Source organism: Amycolatopsis lurida (assembly GCF_900105055.1).
In the GTDB taxonomy this organism is placed as follows: domain Bacteria; phylum Actinomycetota; class Actinomycetes; order Mycobacteriales; family Pseudonocardiaceae; genus Amycolatopsis; species Amycolatopsis lurida.
Map to the genome: position 1 here is coordinate 100,671 of NZ_FNTA01000002.1, position 22,634 is coordinate 123,304.

Sequence of the window (22,634 nt, forward strand, 5' to 3'; positions counted from 1 at the left end):
CTTACGACGGAACACTTTCCGGTTCGGACGCGCCCTCGGCGTCGACGCGGCTGATCGCCTCGGCCGCGCGCTGCAGCGCGGGGAGTGTCTGGAGCGCCTTGTCCGGCGTCAGCCGCATGACGGGCGCCTGCACGGCGACGCAGAGGTTGGCACGCCCCGGCACGAGGACCGCGACGCACACCAGGCCGGGCAGGAACTCCTCGTCGTCGAGCGCGAACCCGTCGCGGCGGATCCGGGCGAACTCGGCCTCGAGCGCGTCGAGATCGGTGAGGGTCTTGTTCGTGTACTGCTTGAGCGGCGCGTGCGCGAGCAGCTTCCGCCGCTGCGACGGGCTCATCTGCGCGAGGATCATCTTGCCGCTGGCCGAACAGTGGATCGGCACGCGCGAGCCCGGCCGGAGGTAGAACCGCAGCGGTTCCGGCGTCTCGACCCGGTCGAGGTACACGATCTCGTTGCCCGACAACGTGGTCACGTTGCAGCTCTCGCCGAGTTCGTCGACGAGGTGGCGCAGGACGGCGTGCCGGGCGCCGTGGTGGGTCGCGTTGAGGAGCAGGTTCTCCGCGAGCCGTCGCAGCCGGTGGCCGGTGCCGTAGTGGCGGCCGTCGGCCTGGCGGACCAGCAGACCCGCCCCTTCGAGCTGCTGCAACATGCGGTGCAGAGTCGGTTTCGGCAGGCCGGTCTCCTCGACGAGGCCCTGCAGGGAGACCAGCTGGTCTTTGGCGGCGATCAGCTCGAGCAGGGAGAACAGCCGCATGGTCGGCGTGTCCCCGTTGATCGGATCGGGTTCGCGAAGCAGCTCCATGTTCCGGAAAGTAGCACAGGGCGTCTCGGTTTTCAGAATCCGGCGTTGACGCTCGGCGATCCGCGTCCTATCGTCGTTCGCATCCTGATTTCAGGAACGCCACGTATCGTTTTTTGTAATCTCGCCTGTCGAAGGAGCGGAACATGACGGAACGGAAGACGGGTGACGGCCGCGTGGTCGTCAGCGGCCGGAAGAAGATGACCCCGTCCGAGGCCTTCGTCGAGACGCTCGTGGCGAACGGCGTCACCGACATCTTCGGCATCATGGGGTCGGCGTTCATGGACGCGATGGACATCTTCGCGCCGGCGGGCATCCGGCTGGTACCGGTCGTGCACGAACAGGGCGCCGGGCACATGGCCGACGGCTACGCCAGGGTGAGCGGCAGGCACGGTGTCGTCATCGGGCAGAACGGCCCCGGCATCAGCAACTGCGTGACCGCGATCGCGGCCGCCTACTGGGCGCACAGCCCGGTCGTCATCGTGACGCCCGAGGCGGGCACGATGGGCACCGGCCTCGGCGGCTTCCAGGAGGCCAACCAGCTGCCGATGTTCCAGGAGTTCACCAAGTACCAGGGGCACGTCAACAACCCGAAGCGGATGGCCGAGTACACCGGCCGTTGCTTCGACCGCGCCCACTCCGAACTCGGCCCGACGCAGCTCAACATCCCGCGTGACTTCTTCTACGGCGAGATCGAGGCCGAGATCCCTGAGCCTGCCCGGCTCGACCGCGGCCCTGGCGGCGAGCGGAGCCTCGACGAGGCCGCGGCGCTGCTGGCCACGGCCGAGTTCCCGGTGATCATCTCCGGCGGCGGCGTCGTGATGGCCGACGGCGTCGAGGAGTGCAAGGCGCTCGCCGAACGTCTCGGCGCGCCGGTGGTGAACAGCTATCTGCACAACGACTCGTTCCCGGCGAGTCACCCGCAATGGTGCGGACCGCTGGGGTATCAGGGTTCCAAGGCCGCGATGAAACTGATCTCGCAGGCGGACGTCGTGATCGCGCTCGGCTCGCGCCTCGGCCCGTTCGGCACGCTGCCGCAGCACGGCATGGACTACTGGCCCAAGGACGCGAAGATCATCCAGATCGACGCGGACCACAAGATGCTCGGCCTGGTCAAGAAGATCACCGTCGGCATCTGCGGCGATGCCAAGGACGCGGCGGTCGCGCTGACCAGGCGCCTGGCGGACCGGACGCTGGCCTGTGACTCCACAAAGGACGCTCGCGCGGCGAAGATCAAGGCGGAGAAGGACGCGTGGGAGGCCGAGCTCGACGCCTGGACCCACGAGACCGACCCGTTCAGCCTCGACATGATCGCGGAGCAGGAGGGCGAGGAAGGCAACTGGCTGCACCCGCGGGAAGTGCTGCGGGAGCTGGAGAAGGCGATGCCGCCGCGGGTGATGGTGTCGACCGACATCGGCAACATCAACTCGGTCGCGAACAGCTATCTGCGCTTCGAGGAGCCGCGCAGTTTCTTCGCCCCGATGAGCTTCGGCAACTGCGGATACGCGCTGCCGACCATCATCGGCGCCAAGGCCGCCGCGCCCGACCGGCCCGCGATCTCCTATGCCGGCGACGGCGCGTGGGGGATGAGCATGGGCGAGATCATGACCGCGGTACGCCACGACATCCCGGTCACGGCCGTGGTGTTCCACAACCGGCAGTGGGGCGCGGAGAAGAAGAACCAGGTCGACTTCTACAACCGGCGGTTCGTCGCGGGCGAGCTGGAAAGCGAGAGTTTCGCGGGGATCGCCAAGGCGATGGGCGCGGAAGGCGTCGTCGTGGAGAAGCTCGACGAGGTCGGTCCCGCGTTGCAGCGCGCCGTCGACGCGCAGATGAACGAGGGCAAGACCACCGTCATCGAGATCATGTGTACCCGCGAGCTGGGCGACCCGTTCCGCCGGGACGCGCTGTCCAAGCCGGTGCGATTCCTGGAGAAGTACAAAGACTACGTGTAGGCCTCGGGTTTTGCGTGTGAAGGCCCCCTTCCCTCGGCTCAGCCGAGGGAAGGGGGCCTTCACACGCTTTGGGGTCGGGTGTTGATGAAGGAATCGGGACGCTCCATGTCCAGATTCCTTCATCAACGCCTCACTGCTGGCGTCGGATTGGTCGTTGGGCAGGAGCGCGTTGCGAAAGCCACTTTCGCAACGCGCCCGGGGAGGCGCGGCGCCGGTGCCACCCAGGTGCCGACCCGGTCAACTGGACCCATCGAACGCCGCCGCTCTGGTGCTGGGCCGGTGCCGGGCGGATTGCGAAAGTCAACGCACAGACTCGTGTCTCGAAGGAGGTCTCCGGTGGACGTCACCCAGCTGCGAGCGCAGGCTCGACGGCATCTCGGCCCGCACTTCACCCGCAAGGACACCTGGGCCTCGGATTTCCCGGTGTTCGTGCGCGGCGAGGGAAGCTACCTGATCGACACCGAAGGACGCCGCCATCTCGACGGTCTCGCCGGGCTCTTCTGCGTCAACATGGGCCACGGGCGCGCCGACATCGCCAAGGCCGCGGCCGACCAGGTCGGCACCCTGGCCTACGCGAGCAACTGGGGTTCGGCGCACACCCCGGCGATCGAGGCGGCCACGCTGCTGGCCGAGCTCGCACCCGGCGACCTCGGGACGACGTTCTTCGTCAATTCGGGCTCGGAGGCGGTGGAAACCGCGCTGAAGTTCGCCCGGCAGTATCACCGCAGCCAGGGGCAGCCCGAGCGGACGAAGATCATCAGCCGCGACATGGCCTACCACGGCACGACCATCGGAGCCCTCTCGGTGACCGGGCTGGCGAAGATCAAGGAGCCCTTCGGCCCGCTCATGCCGGGTGTCCGGCATGTGCCGAACACGTTGGGGCTGCTGGGAGACTGCGGTCCGGCGGCCGAATTGGACTGTGTGACGGCGATCGAGCGGGTCATCCTGGAGGAAGGGCCGGAGACGATCGCGGCGCTGTTCGCCGAACCGGTGCAGAACGGCCGCGGCGCACTGGTGCCGCCGAAGGGATACTGGCCCGCTTTGCGCGCCCTGTGCGACAAGTACGGCATCTTGCTCGTCTCGGACGAGGTCATCTGCTCGTTCGGCAGGCTGGGGCACTGGTTCGGGCACGGTGTCACCGGGGTCGTGCCGGACCTGATCACCTTCGCCAAGGGATCGACGTCGGGGTACGCGCCGCTAGGCGGGGTGATCGTGCGCGAGAAGCTCGTCACCGAGCTTTACGACTCGCCGAAGGGTGGCGTCTTCACCCACGGCGCCACCTGGGGCGGGCATCCGGTCGCCACCGCCGTCGCTGTCGCGAACCTCACCGCGATGCGGGACGAGCGGGTGCTCGACAACGTGCTCACCGAGGGCCCGGAGCTGTTCGCCGCGCTGAACTCGCTCGAATCCGCGCACCGCTGCGTCAAGGACGTCCGCGGCACCGGGTTCTTCTACGCCATCGAGCTGATGGCCGACCGCGACAGCGGCCGGGAGCTGACCGAGGCCGAGTCGTTGAAAGTGCTTCGCGAGGTGCTCCCGGAGGCGTTCCGGCGCACGGGCGTCATCCTCCGCGGCGACGATCGCGGCGCGACGATGCTGATGATCTCGCCGCCGCTCGTCGCCGATCGCGAGGTGCTCACCGAGCTTCTCCACGGCGTCGACGCGATGCTCAACGACGTCGAGAAGGCCGTCCAGCCCTGATCCTCTTTCACCACGTGGGGGTCGCCGTCTTCCGGCGGCCCCCACTTCGTCCGTGGAGGTACTTCGATGAGCCTGACCACCGAGGTCACGCCGGACGCCACGCTCGACGGCTGGCGGGAGGCGTTGCGCGGCCGGAATCTCCGGCTCGCCTTGCCGGACGGCGACGACGAGCGCGCCGTCCGCGCCGCGATGACGCTCCGGGACGAGGGAGTCGTGCGCCCGCTGCTTTTCGGTGACGGGGCGCGCCTTCGCGCGGCGGGGGCCACGGAAGACCTGGTCGTGGACATCGCGGACGCCCTCGCCGACGACCGGATCGAGACGGCGCTGACGGCGGGATTCGCGCGCCGCCAGGAGAACCTCGACGCCGCCCGGCGAGATCCGGTTTTCGTGGCGGCCGCGGCCTTGCGGGCGGGCGCCGTGGACGCCTGTGTCGCCGGCGCGACCCGGCCGACCGTCGACGTCCTGCGCGCGGGACTGCGGGTGGTGGGCCTCGCACCGGGAGTGTCCACTTTGAGCAGTTGCTTCCTCCTGCTGCTCCCGGACGGTCGGCGGCTGACCTTTTCGGACTGCGCCGTGGTGCCCGAGCCGGGGGCGGCGCAGCTGGCGGACATCGCCCTAGCCGCCGCGGCGACCCATCGCGGCCTGACGGGGGAAGACCCGGTGGTCGCGATGCTGTCGTTCAGCACGCAGGGGAGTGCCGCCCATCAGCGCGTCGACGTCGTCCGCGAGGCGACTTCCCTGGTGCGGCAACGGGAACCCGGCCTCCCCGTGGACGGCGAGTTGCAGTTCGACGCCGCGCTGGTGGCTTCGATCGCGGCGGCCAAGGCACCCGGATCGGCGGTCGCCGGCCGCGCGAACGTCCTCGTCTTCCCCAATCTGGACGCGGGCAACATCGGCTACAAGATCGCCGAACGTCTCGGCGGAGCCGTCGCGCTCGGCCCGATCCTCCAGGGTCTCGCCGCGCCGCTCAACGACCTCTCTCGCGGCTGCTCCGCCTCCGACATCGAAACGCTCGCGCTCCTGACCGCCGTTCAAGCTAGCCGAGCAGGGCAAGGGTGACGTAGGCGATGGTGCCGACGAGCAGCGTGGAGAGCAGGCCGAGCAGCAGCGCCCGGCCGCCGGTGCGGACCAGGGTGCCGATCCGGACCGCGCAGCCCAGCCCGAAGAGCGCTCCCGCCAGCAGCAGCGTGCAGACCACCTTGGCGGCGTCGAGCGCGACACCCGGCAGGATCCCGGTGCTCCGCACCACCACCATCGCCAGGAAGCCGAGGACGAACAGCGGGACGAGCGGCGCGCGCTTGCCACCCGTGGACGGGCGGCGACGGCGTTCGTGCACGCTGACCGCGGCGACCATCGGCGCCAGCAGGACCACTCGGCTCAGCTTCACCACCACGGCGACCGCGACGGCGGCGGTCCCCGCCGGGGTGGCGGCCGCCACGACCTGCGCGACCTCGTGCACGCTCAACCCCGCCCAGCCGCCGATCCGCAGCGCGTCCATGCCCAGCCGGCCGCCGAGCAGCGGGACCGCCGCGATCGCCAGGCCGCCGTAGAAGGTGACCAGGGCGACCGCGGTCGCGACGTCGGAGTCTTCCCGTTCGACGACGCCTTCCATCGCCGCGATCGCCGACGCGCCACAGATGGAGAAACCCGTCGCGACCAGCATCGCGAGACCACGCGGAACGCCGATCAGCCTGCCGAGCCCGAGCGTGCCGAGGAACGTGAGACCGACCGTCAGGACGACCGCGAGCAGTGTGCCAGGACCGAGCGAGAGCACCGAAGGGAGCGCGAGTTGCAAGCCGAGAAGGACGACACCGGCGCGCATGAGCTTCTTCGTCACCTTCGCGATGGCTTGCCGGGTGCCGTCCGAAAGCACCGGCAGCGAGCCGGCGAGCACCCCGAGTACGACCGCGAGTGTGAGGGCGCTGAGCACGGGAACGGCGGTGCTCAGCAGGTACGCGACGGCCACACCGAGGGCGGTGACGGCGAGACCGGTCAGATGCGGCTTCGTCCGCCGCGCATACGTGGTGCTCATGGTGACGAGCGTCGTCCGGAGAGGACAGTGGCGGTAGCCGGGAATACGGCGGGTAGGTCATGCCGTCCGGCTATGACAGCGCCGGAGCTGGACTCGTTGCGCCTGCTCGTCCTCGTCGGCGAACTGGGCAGCATCGGACAGGCCGCAGCCGTCCTCGGGCTCGCGCAGCCGTCGGCGAGCAAACGTCTGTCCTTTATGGAACGACGGCTCGGCCTGGTGCTGATGGACCGGACCCGCCGCGGTTCCGCGCTCACCCCGGACGGTCGCGCGATCGCGGGCTGGGCGCGCCGCGTGCTCACCGAACTCGACGGGCTGCTCGACGGCGCCCAGGCCCTGCGGACCCGGCACGAGGCCGGACTCCGCGTCGCGGCGAGCATGACACTGGCCGAGCATCTGCTCCCGGGCTGGATCGGCGAACTCAACCGCGCGAATCCCGGCCTCTATCTCGGCCTCCAGGTCACGAATTCTGATCAAGTGGCCGTACTGGCCCGCGAGGGCAAGGTCGACCTCGGCTTCGTCGAGTCGCCCGGCGCGCTGCCCGGTCTCGTGTCACGGAAGGTCGCGGGAGACCATCTCGTGGTGGTCGTTTCCGGCACCCATCCCTGGGCGCGTGCCCGCCGGCCGCTGACCCCGGCGGAGCTGGCGACCACGCCGCTCGTGGTGCGGGAACAAGGTTCCGGAACCAGGAAAACCGTCGACGCCGCCTTGCGCGAGGCCGGGGTGGGCCCGGTGAAACCGTTGCTGGAGCTGGGTTCCGCGTCCGCCGTCCGTAACGCCGTGCTCGCGGGCGCCGGCCCCGCGGTGATCAGCGCGCTGGACGTCACCGGACACGATCTCGTGGTCGTCGCGGTGGAAGGTGTCCACTTCGGTCGCGTTCTGCGCGCGGTGTGGCCCGCCGGACGTCGTCTCGACGGCCCGGCGGCGGAACTGCTGGCCTTGGCGACGCGCAAGCCGTCCTGAGTGGAACTGGACCCCTTTCCCACATCGTAACTGGCACTCGCTCAGCGCCCGACTTGTTCCTACGGTGACCGGAACCACAATGGAGCTCCCAGCGCCACCGCCCCGGCGGTGGGTGCGAGAAGGAGGAGACGTGACTTCAGCGTCCGACCCGGCACAGAGCAGCGGCCTGAAACCAGGGCTCAAGCAGCGACATATGAACTTGATCGCCCTCGGCGGTGTCATCGGGGCGGGGCTGTTCGTCGGCAGCGGCGTGGTCATCCAGTCGGCCGGTCCGGCCGCGGTGGTCTCGTTCCTCATCGCGGGCCTGATCACCGTGCTCATCATGCGCATGCTCGCGGAGATGACGATCGCCAAACCCGCGCTCGGCTCGTTCTACGTCTACGCGAGGGAAGCGCTCGGCAACCGCGCGGGCTTCGCCGTCGGCTGGATGTACTGGTACTTCTTCGTCATCGTCGTGGCGGTCGAAGCCGTCGCGGGCGGCCGGATCCTGCAGCTGTGGGTACCGGACGTGCCACTGTGGGTGCTCAGTCTCGGCCTGCTCCTGATCCTCACCGGCACCAACATGGTCTCGGCCCGGTCCTACGGCGAGTTCGAGTACTGGTTCTCCTCGATCAAGGTCGTCGCGATCGTCGTCTTCCTGGTCGTCGGCGCCCTCTACCTGTTCGGTTTCTGGCCGGGTGCCCAGGGTGGCGTGTCGAATCTGGTTTCCCACGGCGGCTTCGCGCCACTCGGGATCGGCGCGGTTCTAGCGGCGGTGGTGCCGTGCATCGGTTTCTACACCGGCGCGGAGATCGTCACCATCGCCGCCGCCGAGTCCGCGGAACCGAAGAAGGCGATCGCGAAGGCCATGCGGTCGATCATCTTCCGGGTGGTGCTGTTCTACGTGGGTTCGGTGTTCCTCGTCGTCGCGATCAAGTCCTGGGACGATCCGGCGACCGCGGTGAGCCCGTACGCGGCCGTGCTGGAGGTGCTCGGCATCCCCGCCGTGGCCACGATCATGAACGCGATCGTCCTGACCGCGGTGCTCTCCTGCCTGAACTCGGCGCTGTACACCTCGTCCCGGATGCTGTTCGCGCTCACCGGCAACGGTGACGCGCCGAAGGCCTTCACCAAACTTTCCCGCAGCGGTGTGCCGCGGCGCGCGATCCTGGCCGGGACCGCGATCGGGTACGTGTCCGTCATCGCCGCCTACACCTCGCCGGACCTGATCTTCCAGTTCCTGGTCAACTCCTACGGCGCCGTCGCGCTGTTCGTGTACCTCTCGATCGCGCTGGCGCAGGTGCGACTCCGCCGCAGGCTGGAGCGAGAGGATCCGGACAAGCTCACGCTCAAGATGTGGCTGTTCCCGTGGCTGAGCTACGCGACCATCGCGCTGATGGCCGCGGTGATCCTGGCGATGGCGCTGCTGCCGTCGACGCGTTCGCAGTTCTGGCTCAGCGCGGTGACGCTCGCGTTGATCCTCGTCGGATTCGAGATCCGCAGGCGACGGGGGAGGCCCGCGGCCGCGGTGCCGTCCGGGCCCGCGGATCCCGAACCCGCGCGGGACGCGGCCTCGGCCGCCGTCCGGGAGTGACCCGGCGGACACCGTGAAGCTCGGCCCGCCCGCGGGTTCTCCTGCGGGCGGGCCGTTCCCGTTCGCCGGCTCACGGTGATCCCCCTCGAAAGCTTCTCGGGATCGTGGACGTGATAGGCGCCGGTGACGCAGCCGTGCGGTCATCCTCCGGACCCGCCGCACGATCCCTCGGGCATGATCGGCTCATGCGCGTTCTGTCGGAGAGTCAGCTCGGTTCCGTCCTCGCGGGCGTTCCCGCGGCATGCCCCCGGGTGGTGGTGAGCGGGAACTTCGCCACCCCTATGCGGGCGCTGAAGGTGCTGGACGCGGCGCTGGCGGAGTACCGGTTGTTCGCGCTGAACGCGCAGGCCGGACTGCCGGACCGCGAAGGGGTGCTGCTGGAGACGCCGTTCGTGGGTGCGGGGATGCGCGGCCGCGCCGGACTGCGGTACTTCCCCTCGCGGTTGTCGCTGGTGCCGCAACTGCTCAAGACCGCGTTGCCGCCGGACGTCGTCCTGGTGCACACCTCGGTGCCGGTGGACGGCGTGGTATCGCTGGGCACGGAGGTGAACATCCTGCCCGCGGCCGTCGAGGCGGTACGGGCGCGCGGTGGCGTGGTCGTCGCGCAACTCAACCCGGAGATGCCGTTCGTCCACGGCGACGGGCTCCTTCCGGTCAGCGAAATCGACTACGCCCTCGACGCCGCCGAGCCGCTCCTGTCGCCGGCTCCGCGGCAGGTGGGGGACACGGCGCGGACCATCGGTGAGCGCGTGGCGGGTCTGGTCGAGGACGGCGCGACCCTGCAACTGGGCATCGGCGGGATCCCGGACGCGACACTGGCCGCGGTGACCGGACGACGCGGACTCGCGATCTGGTCCGAGATGTTCAGCGACGGCGTACTCGCGCTCGACCGCGCCGGTGCACTCGATCCGGCGGTGCCGGTGACGGCGTCGTTCGTGTTCGGTACGGCGGAGCTGTACCGATGGCTCGACCGCAATCCGCGGGTCCGCTTGCTGCGCACGGAAAAGACGAACGATCCCGCCGTGATCGCCCGGCAGCGCGGCCTGGTGTCGGTGAACAGCGCGCTCGAGGTGGACCTGTTCGCGCAGGCCAACGCGAGCCGGGTGCGAGGGGCGATCTACTCGGGGTTCGGCGGGCAGACCGACTTCGTGGTCGGGGCACTGCATTCACCCGGCGGGCGGGCGATCATCGCGCTGCCGTCTTGGCATCCGAAGGCCGACGTCTCGACGGTCGTGCCGCGGCTGGCCGGGCCGGTGACGTCGTTCCAGCACAGCTTCCTGGTGAGCGAACACGGCGTCGCGACCATCTGGGGCAACGATTCGAGTGAACAGGCGCAGCAGATCATCGACCACGTCGCGCATCCGACGGCCCGGGACGAACTCGTGACGCGGGGCAGGGAACTGGGCTTCACGCTTTCGTAGTGCGGTGCGGGATCGCGCCCTGAGCACCGGCGCCCGACCCGACGGCACCCCGCTCGAACGTCAGTTCTGGGCGCCTTCCTTGTCCGGGTCGAGGTCGATCCGGTCCCGCCTCGCGCCCTCCGGTCTGCCCGGCCCCTCCTTTTCCCAGCCGGCGAGCGAGCCGATCGAATCGCCGAGCCGCTCCTTCTGGTCGGCGTCGGTCCGCGCGTATTTCCGGGCGGCCTCCTTGATGCGGTCGCCCGCCGCCAGGTAGCGCGCGGTCGTCTTCTGGAAGAAGGATTCGACGTCGTCCCGCACTTCCTTCAAGGCGTTGTCGCCGTCAGTGGGGGTGACTCCGCGGCCTGCCAGCTGACCGTCGGCGTACGAGGTCTTCGCGAGCTGCCCGAGCAGGCCCGAGTAGACCTCGGCGACTCCGTAGCAGGCTTCGGCGAGCTCCAGCACGATCGCGACGTCCACGGCGAAACGCTGGGAGCCGTCCGGTCCGCCTTTGCCGTCGCTCTTCGCCGGAGGCTGGGTCATGTCGTAGAGCTCGAGGTCTTTGCGGTCGGCCCGGGCGATCTCCTGCGCGATGGTCTTGACGGCGTCGCGGTACTCCGTCTCGGCCTTGTCCAGCTCGCTGTGGAGTGCGCGGACCTCGGTGTCCAGCTGGGCGAAGAAGGTGTCCAGCTGCGGGAATTTCAGGTCCGAGTTCATCGGTGGCGCGGTGACGTTCAGCGCGAAGTCGATCAGGGTCAGTGCCGTGCCGACGCCACCGGGTGTCTTGCCACCCAGAGCGCCGACCACGGTGCCGACGATGTTCCAGACGCCACTGACGGCGTTCACCGCCAGCTTCTCCTTGGGCGCTTCCGTCGACGCCGGGGCGGCCTCGGTGAGCCCTTTGGTGGCCGCCGCGACGAGATGCAGGATGTTGTTCCTGGCGGCGTGGATGGTCGTCGCGCGGAACGAGTAGCAGTTGGCCAGCCACTTCACGATGATGGCCTGGTTCCTCCGGGTGGGTTCGACCGTCGCGAGGAAACCGTCCTTGAGGGTGTTCGCCGCGAGTCCCATCCAGCCGGTCATCCAGTTCCGGGTGGGCGCCTCGTTCCCGCCGGAAAGGCGGGTGATCAGCAGGGAGAAGTCGTGGTCGCCCACCGAACTTTCCGTCCTCATCTGCTTGTCGACGGACACGAAGGCCTGGTGGGCCTCTTCGAGCGACGACAGTTCCGGCCCGCCCGCGAGATCGGGGACCCCGGTCGACAGCTGCTCCCGTTTCCGCCACGCCCAATCCGCGACCTGGGTGAGGACGTCGAACGCCCGGCACTCGGCGTACCTCGCGTCCGGCACGCTCCAGCCGTCGCAGGCGTCCGCCGACGGCCGGTTCGCCGCGGTGCCGTCGTCGACCGCCCACGCGACGATCGGGCAGGTCGTCAGGTGACCTCGCGACTCGACCGGGACCTGCCAGCGAGCGGGCTCCGGCGCCCCGGGGAACTGGCTCGTGCCACCCCGCAGCCAACGGCCGGCGTCGCGCAGCCAGCGTCGTTCCAGTGCCTGCCAGTACTCGTTGAGCGCTGCGGAGAGGGAAGCGGCGTACTCGCTTCCGCTCAGGTACTTGCCGGTCATGACGGCCACCCCGTTTCGCGTCCCGCTGCCGGAGTGCGGGAACGCGGACCACGCTAACAGGGTTGTGTGACGCATGAGGTCAGATTGTCACTTTTCAGGGTGCTGATCAGTTTCGCAGCAGGTCGAAGGCCTCGTCGGCGGATAGGCCGCGGCGAGCCATGAGGATGCCTTTGGCCTGTCCGATCACGTCGCGTGAGTCGATGCGCCGCGTGGCGGCCAGGGAGTTCCTGGCCACCCTTCCCGAGCTTCGCGGGCCGCACCGGCAAGACCTGCCACCGCACGATGGCTCGCTCTCGCGGCCGGCTTGTACCGGGTGCCTGAACCGTCAGAGGCCGTTCAAAGGCATGGCGTCTTCCGGGTACCGCTCGCCCTTCGCGGTGCCCGCCGGTACCGCCGCGTCGAGCAGAGCGATGTCCTCCGGGCCAAGCCGCAGAGAAGCCGCTCGAAGGTTCTCTTCGAGCGTGCGACGGCGCTTGGTACCCGGGATCGGCACGATGTCGTCGCCTTTGGCCAGCAGCCACGCCAAACACACCTGCGCGGGACTCGCGCCGACACGGGTGGCGACGACCGCGGCCACTTCGACGACGGCCGCGTTCGCGGAGAAGTTCCCGCCCTGGAACCGGGGATCCCTCCTGCGGTAGTCGTCGCAGGCGTACTCCTCGGCCGGTTTGGCGGTCCCGGTGAGAAAACCGCGGCCCAGCGGGGAGTAGGCGACGAGACCGATTCCCGATTCGCGCAGGAGGGGCTGGATCTCGGCCTCGATATGGCGCTCCCACAGGGCGTATTCGGTCTGCAGGGCGGTCACACGGGTGACGGCGTGCGCGCGGCGGATCGTGGCCGTTCCGGCTTCGGAGAGACCGAAATACCGGACCTTGCCCGCGGTGATCAGCTCGCCGACGGCGCCGGCCACGTCCTCGATCGGGACCTTGAGGTCGACCCGGTGCTGGGACAGCAGGTCGATACGGTCGGTGCCCAGCCGGACGAGCATCGCGTCGACGGTCCGGCGGATGTGGCCGGGCCTGCTGTTCAGCGCGCCCCGCGTGCCGTCGGGGGCGTACTCCCAGCCGAACTTCGTGGAGATGAACGCTTCGTCGCGCCGGTGGCGCAACGCGGAGCCGAGCAGTTCTTCGTTGCCGAAAGGGCCGTAGACCTCCGCGGTGTCGAAGAACGTGCAGCCGAGGTCGAGCGCCCGGTGGACGGTGGCGATCGACTCGGCGTCGTCCGCGGAGCCGTAGGCCTGGCTCATCCCGAAGCAGCCGAGCCCGAGCGCGGACACGATGGGGCCGTCGGCCCCCAGAACGCGGGTGGGCAGAACATCGTCGTACGGCACCGAGACCCCTCTCTGGTTGGAGCGAACTGAGTGTCTGGCGGGTTCGCACATTCGGTCGTTTCCCCGGCGCACCTGCGGCTCCGCCGCCAGGTTCTGACTCGTCGAAGCGGTCGCGACGTTCTCGGCTGTCCGCAAGGGACGCCTCTGCCGGACCGGCGCCTGCTTTGCGAAGGGGGTCGTGAGTGGTAAGTGCGGTTAGAACGACACCTGCCACTCACGACCCTACGCGAAACCGTACATACAGTCATCAATCGGGCAATAGACCTGCGGAAAGTGTCCTTTGTGGACAGACGGGCATGGTCGGCGCCTTCCGGCCGTCCGAAGGCCTCACTTCCCCGCGTCCGACGCGGGGAAGAAGTCTTCGCCTGGTCATCGGTCCTGCCCGCGAACACGACACCTTTGCCTCTCCCGCAAAGAGAACCACCGTCACCGAGGCGTGGCTCCGTGACGAACGACCGCGTCGAGGAAATCCCCGCGCGAGAGCGCGGCGGCCAGCGCTCCGATCTCGTCGCTCAGGCAGCGGTCCCGGTCCAACGCCGGGACCGTCGCCCGGACCTGGTCGTGGGTGATCCGGCCGAGCGGCCCGAGGCGTGAGTACCGGCCCGACACGTCGACGGCCTGCGCGGCCGCGAGCAATTCGACCGCCAGGATCCAGTTGTTGTTCGCCAGCACCCGGCGGGCGTTCCTCGCCGCGATCAGGCCCATGCTGACCACGTCCTGGTTGTCGGCGTTGGCGGGGACGCTCTGGGCGCTCGCCGGGCCGATCGTGCGGTTCTCGGCGACCAGCGCGCTCGCCGGATACTGCGCTCCGGCGAGCCCGCTGTTCAGACCGGGATCGGCGGTGATGAGGAACTCGGGCAGCCCGTCGTTGAGATGCCGGTTGAGCAGCCGATGGGTCCGGCGTTCGGAGAACACGCCGAGCTGGGTGAGCGCGATGGTGCAGTAGTCCAGCACGAAAGCGACCGGCTGGCCGTGGAAATTCGCGCCGTGGAAGATCTCTTCTTCGCCGGATTCGCCGAAGAAGAGAGGATTGTCGTTGGCGGAATTGAGTTCGACTTCGAGGGTGGCTCCGGCGTGCCGGAGGGTGTCGCGGACGGCGCCGAGCACCTGCGGAATCGCCCGCAGGGTGTACGCCTTCTGCAGGTAGACCTCGCCGTCACCGCGGCGGGCCTGCCGTGCCAGTTCGGCGTGGCCGACCGCGAGTCCGCTGCCCCGCAGCAGCAGGCGCAGGTTCGCCGCGGTGTCGATCTGACCGCGGTGAGGCCGGGCTCGTTCGTGCCCGTCGGCGAGGAACGGGCTCGTCGAGCCACGCAGCACCTCCACGACGAGCGCGGCGACGATCTCGGCCTGCCGCACCTGGTCCAGCGCGCGGCCGACCACCAGGGCGCCGAGCCCGGTCATCGCCGACGTGCCGTTGATCAGCGCGAGGCCTTCCTTGGCCCGCAATTCGAGCGGCACGAGCCCGTGCCGCTCGAGGACGGGGCCTGCCGGTGTCCGTTCGCCGTCTTCGAGGACATGGCCCTCGCCGATCAGGGTGCAGGCGATATGCGAGAGCGGCGCGAGGTCCCCGCTGGCTCCCAGCGACCCGATCTCCGGCACGGCCGGGATGATGTCCAGGTTCAAATAGGACACCAGCCGTTCGAGGACGGCCGGGCGCACGGCCGAGTAGCCCTTGGCGAGCGCGTTGAGCCTGGCCGCGAGCATCGCCCGGACCTCGTCCCTGGCGAACAGCGGTCCGACGCCGGTGCTGTGGCTGCGGACGAGGTTCGTCTGCAACGCGACCTCGTCGCCCGCCCCGACCGGATGGTGCACCAGCTCGCCGTATCCGGTGGTGACGCCGTAGACGGGAACGCCCTGGTTCACCAGCTCCTCGAACGACTTCCGGTTCTCCTCGACGATGGCCAGCGCGGAAGGTGGCACCGCGCACGGCGCTCCGCCCTCGGCGATCAGGCGGACACCGGCCAGGTCCAGGCTTTCGCCGTCGAGTTCGACCACCTGTCGCTCCCTCTCCGTCACAGTTCGGCCGCCGTCCTCGATCGGCCGAGCACCCAGCTCAGCACCGCTGTCGCCACGGCGAGCATCGCCAGCACCGCGCAGGTCACGACGAACGCGTCGCCGAACTCGGCCGCGGGGATCGACGCCGTGTCCTGTGGATTGCGCCCCAGCGCGGCGCGGTAGACCGTGCCGATACCCGCGATCCCGACGGCCATCGCGGCCTGGGTGACGGTGTTCAGCACGCCCGAACCCGCCCCGGTCAGATCGGCGGGCACCTGGGCCATGGCGATGCCGACCAGCGGTGAGACCACCAGTCCCTGCCCGATCCCGGACAGCCCGATGGTGACCGCGAGCGCGATCGCCTGGGTGCCGGCGCCGGTCTGCACGATGAACGGCATCGGCAGGAAGCTCGCGGTCATCAGGAGAGCGCCGGTGATCAGCACCCGGGTTCCGTAGCGCTCGGCCAGCCGGCGTCCGGCCACCGACGCCACCGCGAATCCGACGCCCAGCGGCACGAACACCACGCCGGTGGCCAGCGGGTCCAGGTGCAGCGCGGACTGGAGGTAGTACGTCAGGACCAGGAAGTAGCCCGCGTTGCCGGCGAAGAACACCGTCACCGTCGCCATGCTGGCCGGAAACCCGCGCCCGCGAAGGACACGAGCCGGCAGCAGCGGATCCCCGCCGCGCGCGGCCAGCCTGTTCTCGTAGCGGAACAGGCAGAACGTCAGCAGCGCGGCGGCGGCGAAGCAGAGCCAGATCCACGGCGGCCAGCCGTGTTCCGGGCCGAGCGACAACGGGATCAGCAGGATCGGCAGCACGGACGCGGTGAGCACCGTCCCCACCATGTCCAGCGGCGCGGCGACCTCGCTTCTGCTTTCCCGGACCGTCGACGGTGCGGCCAGCAGGATGAGCAGCCCGATCGGCACGTTGATCAGGAAGATCGTCCGCCATTCCAGCCCGGCGACGTCCACGTTCAGGAGCAGGCCGCCGCCGATCAGCCCGGCGACGACCCCGAGCCCGATCACCGACCCGTAGGCGCCGATCGCGCGCTGCCGGTCCTGTCGCCGGGCGAAGGTGCCCTGGATGATCGACAGCACCTGGGGCATCAGGACGGCCGCCGCCGCGCCCTGCAGGACCCGCGCCACGATCAGGAGATTCGCCGTGGGGCACACCGCGCACAGCACCGAGGCGACGGTGAACGCCGCGACGCCGTACTGGAAGACCTTCTTGCGGCCGAAGCGGTCGCCGAGTTTCCCGCCGGTCACCATGCCGGCCGCGTAGGCGATCACGTAGCCGTCGATGACGAATTGGATCTGGCCGAAACTGGCGCCCAGATCCGCTTGGATCGGCGGGCTGGCCACGTTCACGATGAACATGTCGATCTGGCCCATGAACGTGGCCAGCAGGACCACCCCGATCCCGGCCCAGTCACGAGGACTCGGCACGGTGGAGGGGGAGGTGTCCGCGACGGCAACCATTCTCGTCCTTACCTGGTCGTGTGCGCGCCGCCGTTGACCCCGAGGGTCTGCCCGGTGATGTGCCGGGCGCCGGCGGAAGCGAGGAAGTACACCGTTTCGGCGATGTCGACGGGAATCCCGGCACGGCCGGTGCAGGTCGCGTCGACCAGTTGCCCGGCCCGTTCGGCGGGGAGCTTGTCCCGGAAGAACTCGGTCTCCCGGATGTAGCCGGGCGCGACCACGTTCGTGGTGATCCCGCGGGCGCCGAGCCGCCGGGCGAGGTCGACGTTCCACGACGCCAGCCCTGCCTTGGCCGCGCCGTAGGATCCGGCGCCCTGATCGGCGGCGATGGACCCGATGTGGATCACCGCCCCGCCTTCGGCCAGCCTGCTCTCCACCGCGGTGGTGGTCAGCACCGCGCTGATCAGGTTGGCGTCCAGATTGGCCCGCCAGTGCGCGAGGACTCCGGCGAGCCCGTCCTGGTCGGGGAGATCGAAATCGGTGTTGCCACCGGCGTTGTTGACCAGTACGTCGATCGGCCCGTCCAGCTCGGCGAGCGCGGTGGTCACCTGTTCGGGATCGGTGCTGTCGCAGACGAGCGGCCGGACCGACGAGCCCAGCTCGGCCGCCGCCGAGACCAGTACGTCCTTGCGCCGTCCGGTGATGTGCACGACGGCGTCCGACGCCGCGAATCGCGCCGCCACGGCCCTGCCGATGCCGGTGCCCCCACCGGTGACCAGGATTGTCCGAGTCATCTAGCCTCCTTCGTGTTCGCCGGTCCAAACTCACGTTTAGGCCTAAATGATAGGCTGTGCGCCGAGCAGCCGACAACCGCGGTGGAGGTCTGGGATGAGTACAGCGTCCGAAATGGACCCCACGCCGGACGCCGCGGACGAGATCGAGGCGGCGTGGCAGCGCGAGCGGCCCGGAACGTCGACGGAGTCCATCGGCATCGTGACCAGGGTGTGGCAGCTCGCCAAGTTGTTCGGCGAGGACCGGCGCCGCGTCCTTCTCGACTCCGATGTCGATTCGGCCACCCTGGACCTGCTGAGCGTGCTCCGGCGCAGTTCCCCGCCGTACTCGCTGACGACCAGGGAGCTGGCGAGGTTGACCCTGGTCACGGCGGGAGCGATCTCTCAGCGGGTGGCCCGCGCGGAACGCGAGGGACTGGTCGAGCGGCACACCGAACCGCCCGGCCGGAGTGTGTACGTGACACTGACCCCGGCCGGGCACGCACTGGTGGAGCAGACCGTCGATCGGGTGCTGGAGCGGGAACTCGAACTGGTTTCCGGGCTGAGCGAAGAGCAGCGGGCCCAGCTCGCCTCACTGTTGCGGGTGCTGCTCGCCGAGGTCCAGAGCCGGTGCGACGATCACGGTGTCTCCCACGTCGGCGATGTCGGTACGGCGCTCTGAACCCGCCACGCCGGGGATTCAGAGCAACCGGGTGAAATGCCGGACGACCTGCTGCGCCTGAACCGGGTTCAGCCGGGGATCACAGGCGGACTCGTACCTGTCCAACTCCAGCGCGCCGGTCAGCTCGGCCGCCGTGCCCACGCATTCGGTCACCGGATCGGGGCTCACTTCGAGGTGGAGCCCGCCGGGGTGGACCCCGTGCTCTCGCAAGATCCGGCAGAAGTGCCCGACCTCGGCCTGGATCTCGGTCACCACCCGGGTCTTCTGCCCGGCCGCCGTCTTCCTGGTGTTGCCGTGCATGGGATCGCAGAGCCAGGTCACCTGCCCTGCCGCCGTGCCGAGCGCGGCCACCAGCGCCGGGAGCCTGCCCGCGATCTTCTCCGCGCCCATGCGGACGATGAGGCTCAGCCTGCCTCGGCGATGCCCGGTGGCCAGCCGGTCGACGATCGCGATCAGTTCCTCCGGGGTCGCGTTCGGGCCGATCTTCACTCCGACGGGGTTGGTGATCCCTTCGGCGAACGCGAGATGCGCGTGGTCGAGCTGCCGGGTGCGCTCACCGATCCACACCATGTGGGCCGAGGAGGCGTAGGTGCCGCCGCGGGCCTGATCCTGCCGGAGCAGCGCGTGCTCGAAATCCAGCAGCAGGGCTTCGTGGCTGATGTAGGTCGGCGCCAGCATCGAGCTGATTCCGCTGCCGCCTTCGGAAAGCAGCAACTGCCGCATGAACAACGCGTCCAGGCCCTTCGCCGTGAGGTCGTAGGCGGTCAGCATGCGCGCCGGATCGGCTCGCCTCGCCGCGGCGGTGGGACTCACGCCGTTCACCGCGTCGCCGCGGTAGACGGGGATTTCCGTGCCGTCCGGCAGGACTTCCGTAGCGCAGGAACGGGGTTTGGCGAACTGTCCGGCGAACCGGCCGATCCGGACGGTCGGCACTCCGGCGGATTCGGCGGTTTCGCAGAGGTGGTGCAGCTGGGAAGCCTTGGCCTGGACCCGGTGCCGCGCCGAGTCGGAGAACAGCTCGGCACAGTCCCCGGCCTGGATCACCACGGCTTCCCCGCGGGCCACGAACTCGAGTTCGCCTGCCAGCGCGTAACACGAATGCGCGTCGACGAGCGGCGGCCGGGCGCGCAATTCGTTCCGCACGGCGGCCAGCTCCTCCGGCGCGGACCAGTCGGGTTGGTGGGCGGCGGCGATTTCCAGCACTGCGTGGGGGAGCATCACGGTCTCCTGATGTGGTGGGTGGTGATCACGCGGGACGAAGGTCCGGCGGTTTCAGGCGCCGCTGTACCCGCCGGGCCAGCTCGATCAGCCGTTCTTCGCTGCCGGGCGGGCCGACGATCTGCACCCCGAGCGGCGCGCGGTTCACCCGGCTGAGCCGGGCGGGCACGGCGACGGCGGGCAATCCGGCGAAACTGGCGATCGGGGTGTACCCGATCCGCCGGTCGTAATCGGCTTCGCCAGGGGCGGGAATGGTGGTGGCCACGGGACGGCTGGTCCGCAGATCGGGCGGGGGAGAGGGATCCAGCGGCAGCAGCCAGGCGTGCGTGTGTTCACCGAAGCGGACGGCGTTCCGCTGACGGCAGGAGTGCATCGCGTCGAGGATCTCGGTGTACTGGCCGTCGGTCACCCGTGCGCCGACTTCCAGCGCCTGCTCGGTGCTTTCGTGCACCGGCACGGTGATCCAATGCCGCCACTGCCGGTAGCCGTCCCACGCCTGCCGCGCACACAGCTGCCAGGCGTCGCCGCGGCGCTGCCAGAGCTCGTCGTCCACCCGCAGGTCGGCCAGGTCGTGGCCGTCGTCGGTCAGCGCGGCGCCGACCAGATCGAGGGTTTCCAGCATCTCCGGGGCGCACGAGCCGTCTCGCACGTTGGCGGGCACGCCGATGCGGTACCGGGCAGGCGTTGGCCGCCCGGCCGAGCCGAGCAGGGATCCCATACCGAGGCGCTGCCACAGGAACGCGAGGTCTTCGGCGGTGCGCGCCACCCAGCCGACCGCGTCCATCGGCGGTGACAACGGGAAGATGCCGTGCAGCAGCCCCGGATCGTGGGTCATGCGCAAGCCGACGGTGCCGCAATGCCCGGCGGGCCACCGCACCGAACCGAGGACGTCCGTGCCCATCGCGAGATCACACAGATGGGCGGCGACGGAGACACCCGCGCCGGTACTCGAACCGGCGGGGTCGATATGCGGGAACCAGGGATTCACGCAGCCGGATCCGACGCCGATGTTCAGTTCGGTGCTCACGACCTTGCCGATCACCAGCTCCTCGACACCGGCGAGCCGGGAGAGCGCCCGTGCCGTAGCGGCCGGATGATGCCGGTAATGGCGCAGCCCCAGCGAAGTGGGCAGGCCGGCGACGTCGATGGTGTCCTTGACGCCGACGCGGATCAGCGGCGTGCCCGCGCTCGGCGTCCTCCTCGTGGTGACCGCCCGGTATCGCGCGTCGGCCACGGAGTACCAGGTTTCGTTCTGCTCCGCCCATTTCCGGTCGTCCCACTCGCCCCGGTCATGCAGACCACATCGTTCGGCGAGGGGCAGCTCCAGCAGATCGGGCAGTTCCGGCCGGTCGTCCGGGTAGGTGATACCGGCGTTCTCCGCGTAGCCGTTCAGCGACGAGGCGGGATCGGACGGGAGTGGCCGGGGCGCCGCGCTCATCGGCTCACCCCTTCCAGCGCCGCCACGGGTTCTTGCTGTGTGAGCGCGTACAAGGCGGTGACCGCGATCTTCCCGGTCGCGGTCCGGGGGATGCGCCGGACCTGGTGCATCGCGCGCGGTGGGGTGACGTCGTGCATGACCGTCCGCAGCCGCTCGACGAGCTGACGGCGGGAGAGCTCCCGATCGAGGCTGTAGAACAATTCGTAGTGCTCGGCGCGGACGGGATCGCGTACGGGCAGGCAGGCGACGTCCAGGCCGTCGACCGAGTTCCGCAGCGCGGTCGCGAGTTCTTCCAGGTTCACCCGCTCCCCGTTCACCTTGATCAGCGCCGAGGCCCGCCCGTGGAACTCGAACGAGCGCTCGTCACGGTGGATCACGTCGGGCAGCCGCCACGTTTCCGGCCGGACCGTCATGTCGCTGCGGCGGGCCAGCCGCGGGCTCCGGATGTGGAGCCACTGTCCGGCACTCTCACCGGGATCGGCGAACTCGACGTCGGGCAGGAGCCGCCAGCGCCCCGCCTCGGCGCCCGAGGGCGCGATGTCCCGGTACGCGATCCCGCCGGTTTCGGTCGACCCGAACAGCTCGACCGCGCGGAAACCGGTGCCGGACAACGCGGCCACTACCTCGCCGGTGGCCTGCACCGTCGGCCCGGTCCCGTGCAGGGCGACCGCCGAGGGCAGCTCCTCGAGCTGGCCGAGCAGATGTCGCAGCACCAGCCAGCTCGACGGCAGGCAGACGAACAGCGTCCGCTTCTTCTCCACCTCCGGTGGCAATCCGGTGGGCGCGTGGGTGAGGTGATGCACGGGAACGCCGCGGATCTCCGGCAGGACCTGCGCGAACAACCGGCCGAACAGATGCTCCACCGGCGCGAAGCTGACGATCTGCTCGATCTCGCCGACGAGTTCGTCCGCGATGAGCTCCGCCTCGACCCGCAGCTGGCCGGGGGTGCGCAGCCACACGGCTGGTGATCCCGTGTGCCCGGAGGTGCGGAACTCGATTTCCGTCGAGGTCATCGAGGCCCTCCGAACACGGCCTGGTCTTCCAGCTGGGAGTGGACGAATTCGGCGATGCGGTCCAGCTGCGCGAAGGTGTAGCGGACATCGTGTTCGACGAAGTCGACCTCGATGTCGAATTCCTTTTCCATCGCGGTGACGCATTCCATCGCGCCGAGGCTGTCGTAGCGGTCACCGAGCGTTTCCGGGAGTGGCGCGTCGGCGGGCAGGTCGTCGATCTCCGGGCCGAACAAGGCGGCCAGTACGGCCCTCGTCCGGGTCTGCAGGGTTTCGAGGGTGGGCACGGAGGATAAGGTCATCGGTTTCCCCTCAGTGTGGCGTCCGCGCGACGGAGTCGTCCCTCGGCGCCGAAGTACACGGATTCCTTGGGTGTGGGCCGGAATTCCAGGTAGAAGAACGGAGTTCCGGTGGTCATGCCGAGCGAGTCGGCGAGTACGGCGGCCAGTTCCTCGTAGAAGGCTTCGTCCCGTCCGACGGACACGCAGCAGACGACGCTCGCGTGGTGCAAACCTTCGTCTTCGTGCGGAAGGGCTTCGATCGGCAGGCCGCCGACGAACACCGTGCCCTCCTCGGTCCGTTCGAACCGCACGACCACGTGCCTGCGGTCGCTGTCGTGTTCGGCGAACCACCGGGTCAGCCGGACGGCGATGGCCCGGCGTTCCACAGTGGACAGCGCCGTCGTGCGAATGGTGATGGTGGGCATGTTTTCCCCAGGATGGAAGGATTTCCC

Annotated in this window: 19 protein-coding genes and 1 pseudogene; 7 read left to right on the forward strand and 13 right to left on the reverse strand. The window is 69.5% G+C overall.

What is annotated here, in order from left to right; all coding sequences use genetic code 11:
* Window position 1: 1 nt before the first annotated feature.
* Window positions 2-802, reverse strand: coding sequence for an IclR family transcriptional regulator (locus BLW75_RS00855; protein ID WP_034314957.1), 801 nt, complete (start codon window positions 800-802; stop codon window positions 2-4).
* A gap of 143 nt (window positions 803-945) precedes the next feature.
* On the opposite strand from BLW75_RS00855, the gene xsc reads away from it, so the two are divergent.
* The 3 genes from xsc (at window position 946) to BLW75_RS00870 (ending at window position 5,514) form a co-directional block, all read left to right on the forward strand.
* On the forward strand, window positions 946-2,754 hold the full coding sequence (gene xsc / locus BLW75_RS00860; RefSeq protein WP_034314954.1) for a sulfoacetaldehyde acetyltransferase: 1,809 nt from the start codon (window positions 946-948) through the stop codon (window positions 2,752-2,754).
* A 336-nt stretch (window positions 2,755-3,090) separates the two neighbouring features.
* Window positions 3,091-4,455, forward strand: a complete 1,365-nt coding sequence (locus BLW75_RS00865; RefSeq protein WP_034314952.1) for an aspartate aminotransferase family protein — start codon at window positions 3,091-3,093, stop codon at window positions 4,453-4,455.
* Between the two features lie 66 nt (window positions 4,456-4,521).
* A complete protein-coding gene (locus BLW75_RS00870; RefSeq protein WP_034314949.1) occupies window positions 4,522-5,514 on the forward strand; it encodes a phosphotransacetylase in 993 nt (330 codons plus the stop codon).
* Here BLW75_RS00870 and BLW75_RS00875 read toward each other — a convergent pair.
* Complete coding sequence (locus BLW75_RS00875; RefSeq protein WP_034314945.1) at window positions 5,492-6,487, reverse strand: YeiH family protein; 996 nt, start codon at window positions 6,485-6,487, stop codon at window positions 5,492-5,494. The genes BLW75_RS00870 and BLW75_RS00875 overlap by 23 nt on opposite strands.
* A 72-nt stretch (window positions 6,488-6,559) precedes the next feature.
* On the opposite strand from BLW75_RS00875, the gene BLW75_RS00880 reads away from it, so the two are divergent.
* The 3 genes from BLW75_RS00880 to BLW75_RS00890 all read left to right on the forward strand — a co-directional run bounded on the left by BLW75_RS00880 (window position 6,560) and on the right by BLW75_RS00890 (window position 10,441).
* The gene (locus BLW75_RS00880; protein ID WP_034314940.1) at window positions 6,560-7,447 is read left to right on the forward strand and encodes a LysR family transcriptional regulator; all 888 of its coding nucleotides are present in this window, start codon (window positions 6,560-6,562) and stop codon (window positions 7,445-7,447) included.
* A 193-nt stretch (window positions 7,448-7,640) separates the two neighbouring features.
* Window positions 7,641-9,020: an amino acid permease gene (locus BLW75_RS00885; protein WP_034314937.1), complete on the forward strand. Its 1,380-nt coding sequence runs from the start codon at window positions 7,641-7,643 to the stop codon at window positions 9,018-9,020.
* Window positions 9,021-9,205: 185 nt separating this feature from the next.
* Window positions 9,206-10,441 (forward strand): acetyl-CoA hydrolase/transferase family protein, encoded by a 1,236-nt coding sequence (locus BLW75_RS00890; RefSeq protein ID WP_034314934.1) that lies wholly within the window; start codon window positions 9,206-9,208, stop codon window positions 10,439-10,441.
* A gap of 60 nt (window positions 10,442-10,501) precedes the next feature.
* Here the strand turns inward: BLW75_RS00890 and BLW75_RS00895 are convergent, their stop codons facing one another.
* The 6 genes and pseudogenes from BLW75_RS00895 to BLW75_RS00920 all read right to left on the reverse strand — a co-directional run bounded on the left by BLW75_RS00895 (window position 10,502) and on the right by BLW75_RS00920 (window position 17,577).
* Complete coding sequence (locus BLW75_RS00895; protein WP_143055278.1) at window positions 10,502-12,040, reverse strand: hypothetical protein; 1,539 nt, start codon at window positions 12,038-12,040, stop codon at window positions 10,502-10,504.
* Between the two features lie 112 nt (window positions 12,041-12,152).
* Window positions 12,153-12,248, reverse strand: a pseudogene (locus BLW75_RS00900) (ANTAR domain-containing protein); the annotation flags it as partial.
* Between the two features lie 117 nt (window positions 12,249-12,365).
* On the reverse strand, window positions 12,366-13,370 hold the full coding sequence (locus BLW75_RS00905) for an aldo/keto reductase (protein ID WP_241783721.1): 1,005 nt from the start codon (window positions 13,368-13,370) through the stop codon (window positions 12,366-12,368).
* 426 nt (window positions 13,371-13,796) lie between these two features.
* Entirely contained in the window at window positions 13,797-15,365 is a 1,569-nt protein-coding gene (cmdF, locus tag BLW75_RS00910) for a tyrosine 2,3-aminomutase (protein ID WP_241783719.1), read from the reverse strand.
* 17 nt (window positions 15,366-15,382) lie between these two features.
* Window positions 15,383-16,843: an MFS transporter gene (locus tag BLW75_RS00915; protein ID WP_241783717.1), complete on the reverse strand. Its 1,461-nt coding sequence runs from the start codon at window positions 16,841-16,843 to the stop codon at window positions 15,383-15,385.
* A gap of 8 nt (window positions 16,844-16,851) precedes the next feature.
* A complete protein-coding gene (locus BLW75_RS00920) occupies window positions 16,852-17,577 on the reverse strand; it encodes an SDR family NAD(P)-dependent oxidoreductase (protein ID WP_034314926.1) in 726 nt (241 codons plus the stop codon).
* Window positions 17,578-17,671: 94 nt separating this feature from the next.
* On the opposite strand from BLW75_RS00920, the gene BLW75_RS00925 reads away from it, so the two are divergent.
* Window positions 17,672-18,235 (forward strand): MarR family winged helix-turn-helix transcriptional regulator, encoded by a 564-nt coding sequence (locus BLW75_RS00925; protein WP_034314923.1) that lies wholly within the window; start codon window positions 17,672-17,674, stop codon window positions 18,233-18,235.
* A gap of 18 nt (window positions 18,236-18,253) precedes the next feature.
* Here BLW75_RS00925 and BLW75_RS00930 read toward each other — a convergent pair whose 3' ends face one another.
* The 5 genes from BLW75_RS00930 to BLW75_RS00950 are packed head-to-tail and all read right to left on the reverse strand — an operon-like array spanning window position 18,254 to window position 22,607.
* Window positions 18,254-19,453 carry a 3-deoxy-7-phosphoheptulonate synthase gene (locus BLW75_RS00930; RefSeq protein ID WP_091596418.1) on the reverse strand — a complete coding sequence of 400 codons (1,200 nt, stop codon included), beginning with the start codon at window positions 19,451-19,453 and terminating at the stop codon, window positions 18,254-18,256.
* Between the two features lie 28 nt (window positions 19,454-19,481).
* A complete protein-coding gene (locus BLW75_RS00935; protein WP_091596421.1) occupies window positions 19,482-20,891 on the reverse strand; it encodes an amidase family protein in 1,410 nt (469 codons plus the stop codon).
* Window positions 20,888-21,904, reverse strand: coding sequence for a class I adenylate-forming enzyme family protein (locus tag BLW75_RS00940; protein ID WP_091596424.1), 1,017 nt, complete (start codon window positions 21,902-21,904; stop codon window positions 20,888-20,890). The genes BLW75_RS00935 and BLW75_RS00940 overlap by 4 nt, the downstream gene beginning before the upstream one ends.
* Window positions 21,901-22,203, reverse strand: a complete 303-nt coding sequence (locus tag BLW75_RS00945) for an acyl carrier protein (RefSeq protein ID WP_034314918.1) — start codon at window positions 22,201-22,203, stop codon at window positions 21,901-21,903. The genes BLW75_RS00940 and BLW75_RS00945 overlap by 4 nt, the downstream gene beginning before the upstream one ends.
* Window positions 22,200-22,607, reverse strand: coding sequence for a hypothetical protein (locus BLW75_RS00950; RefSeq protein WP_034314916.1), 408 nt, complete (start codon window positions 22,605-22,607; stop codon window positions 22,200-22,202). The genes BLW75_RS00945 and BLW75_RS00950 overlap by 4 nt, the downstream gene beginning before the upstream one ends.
* Window positions 22,608-22,634: the final 27 nt, after the last annotated feature.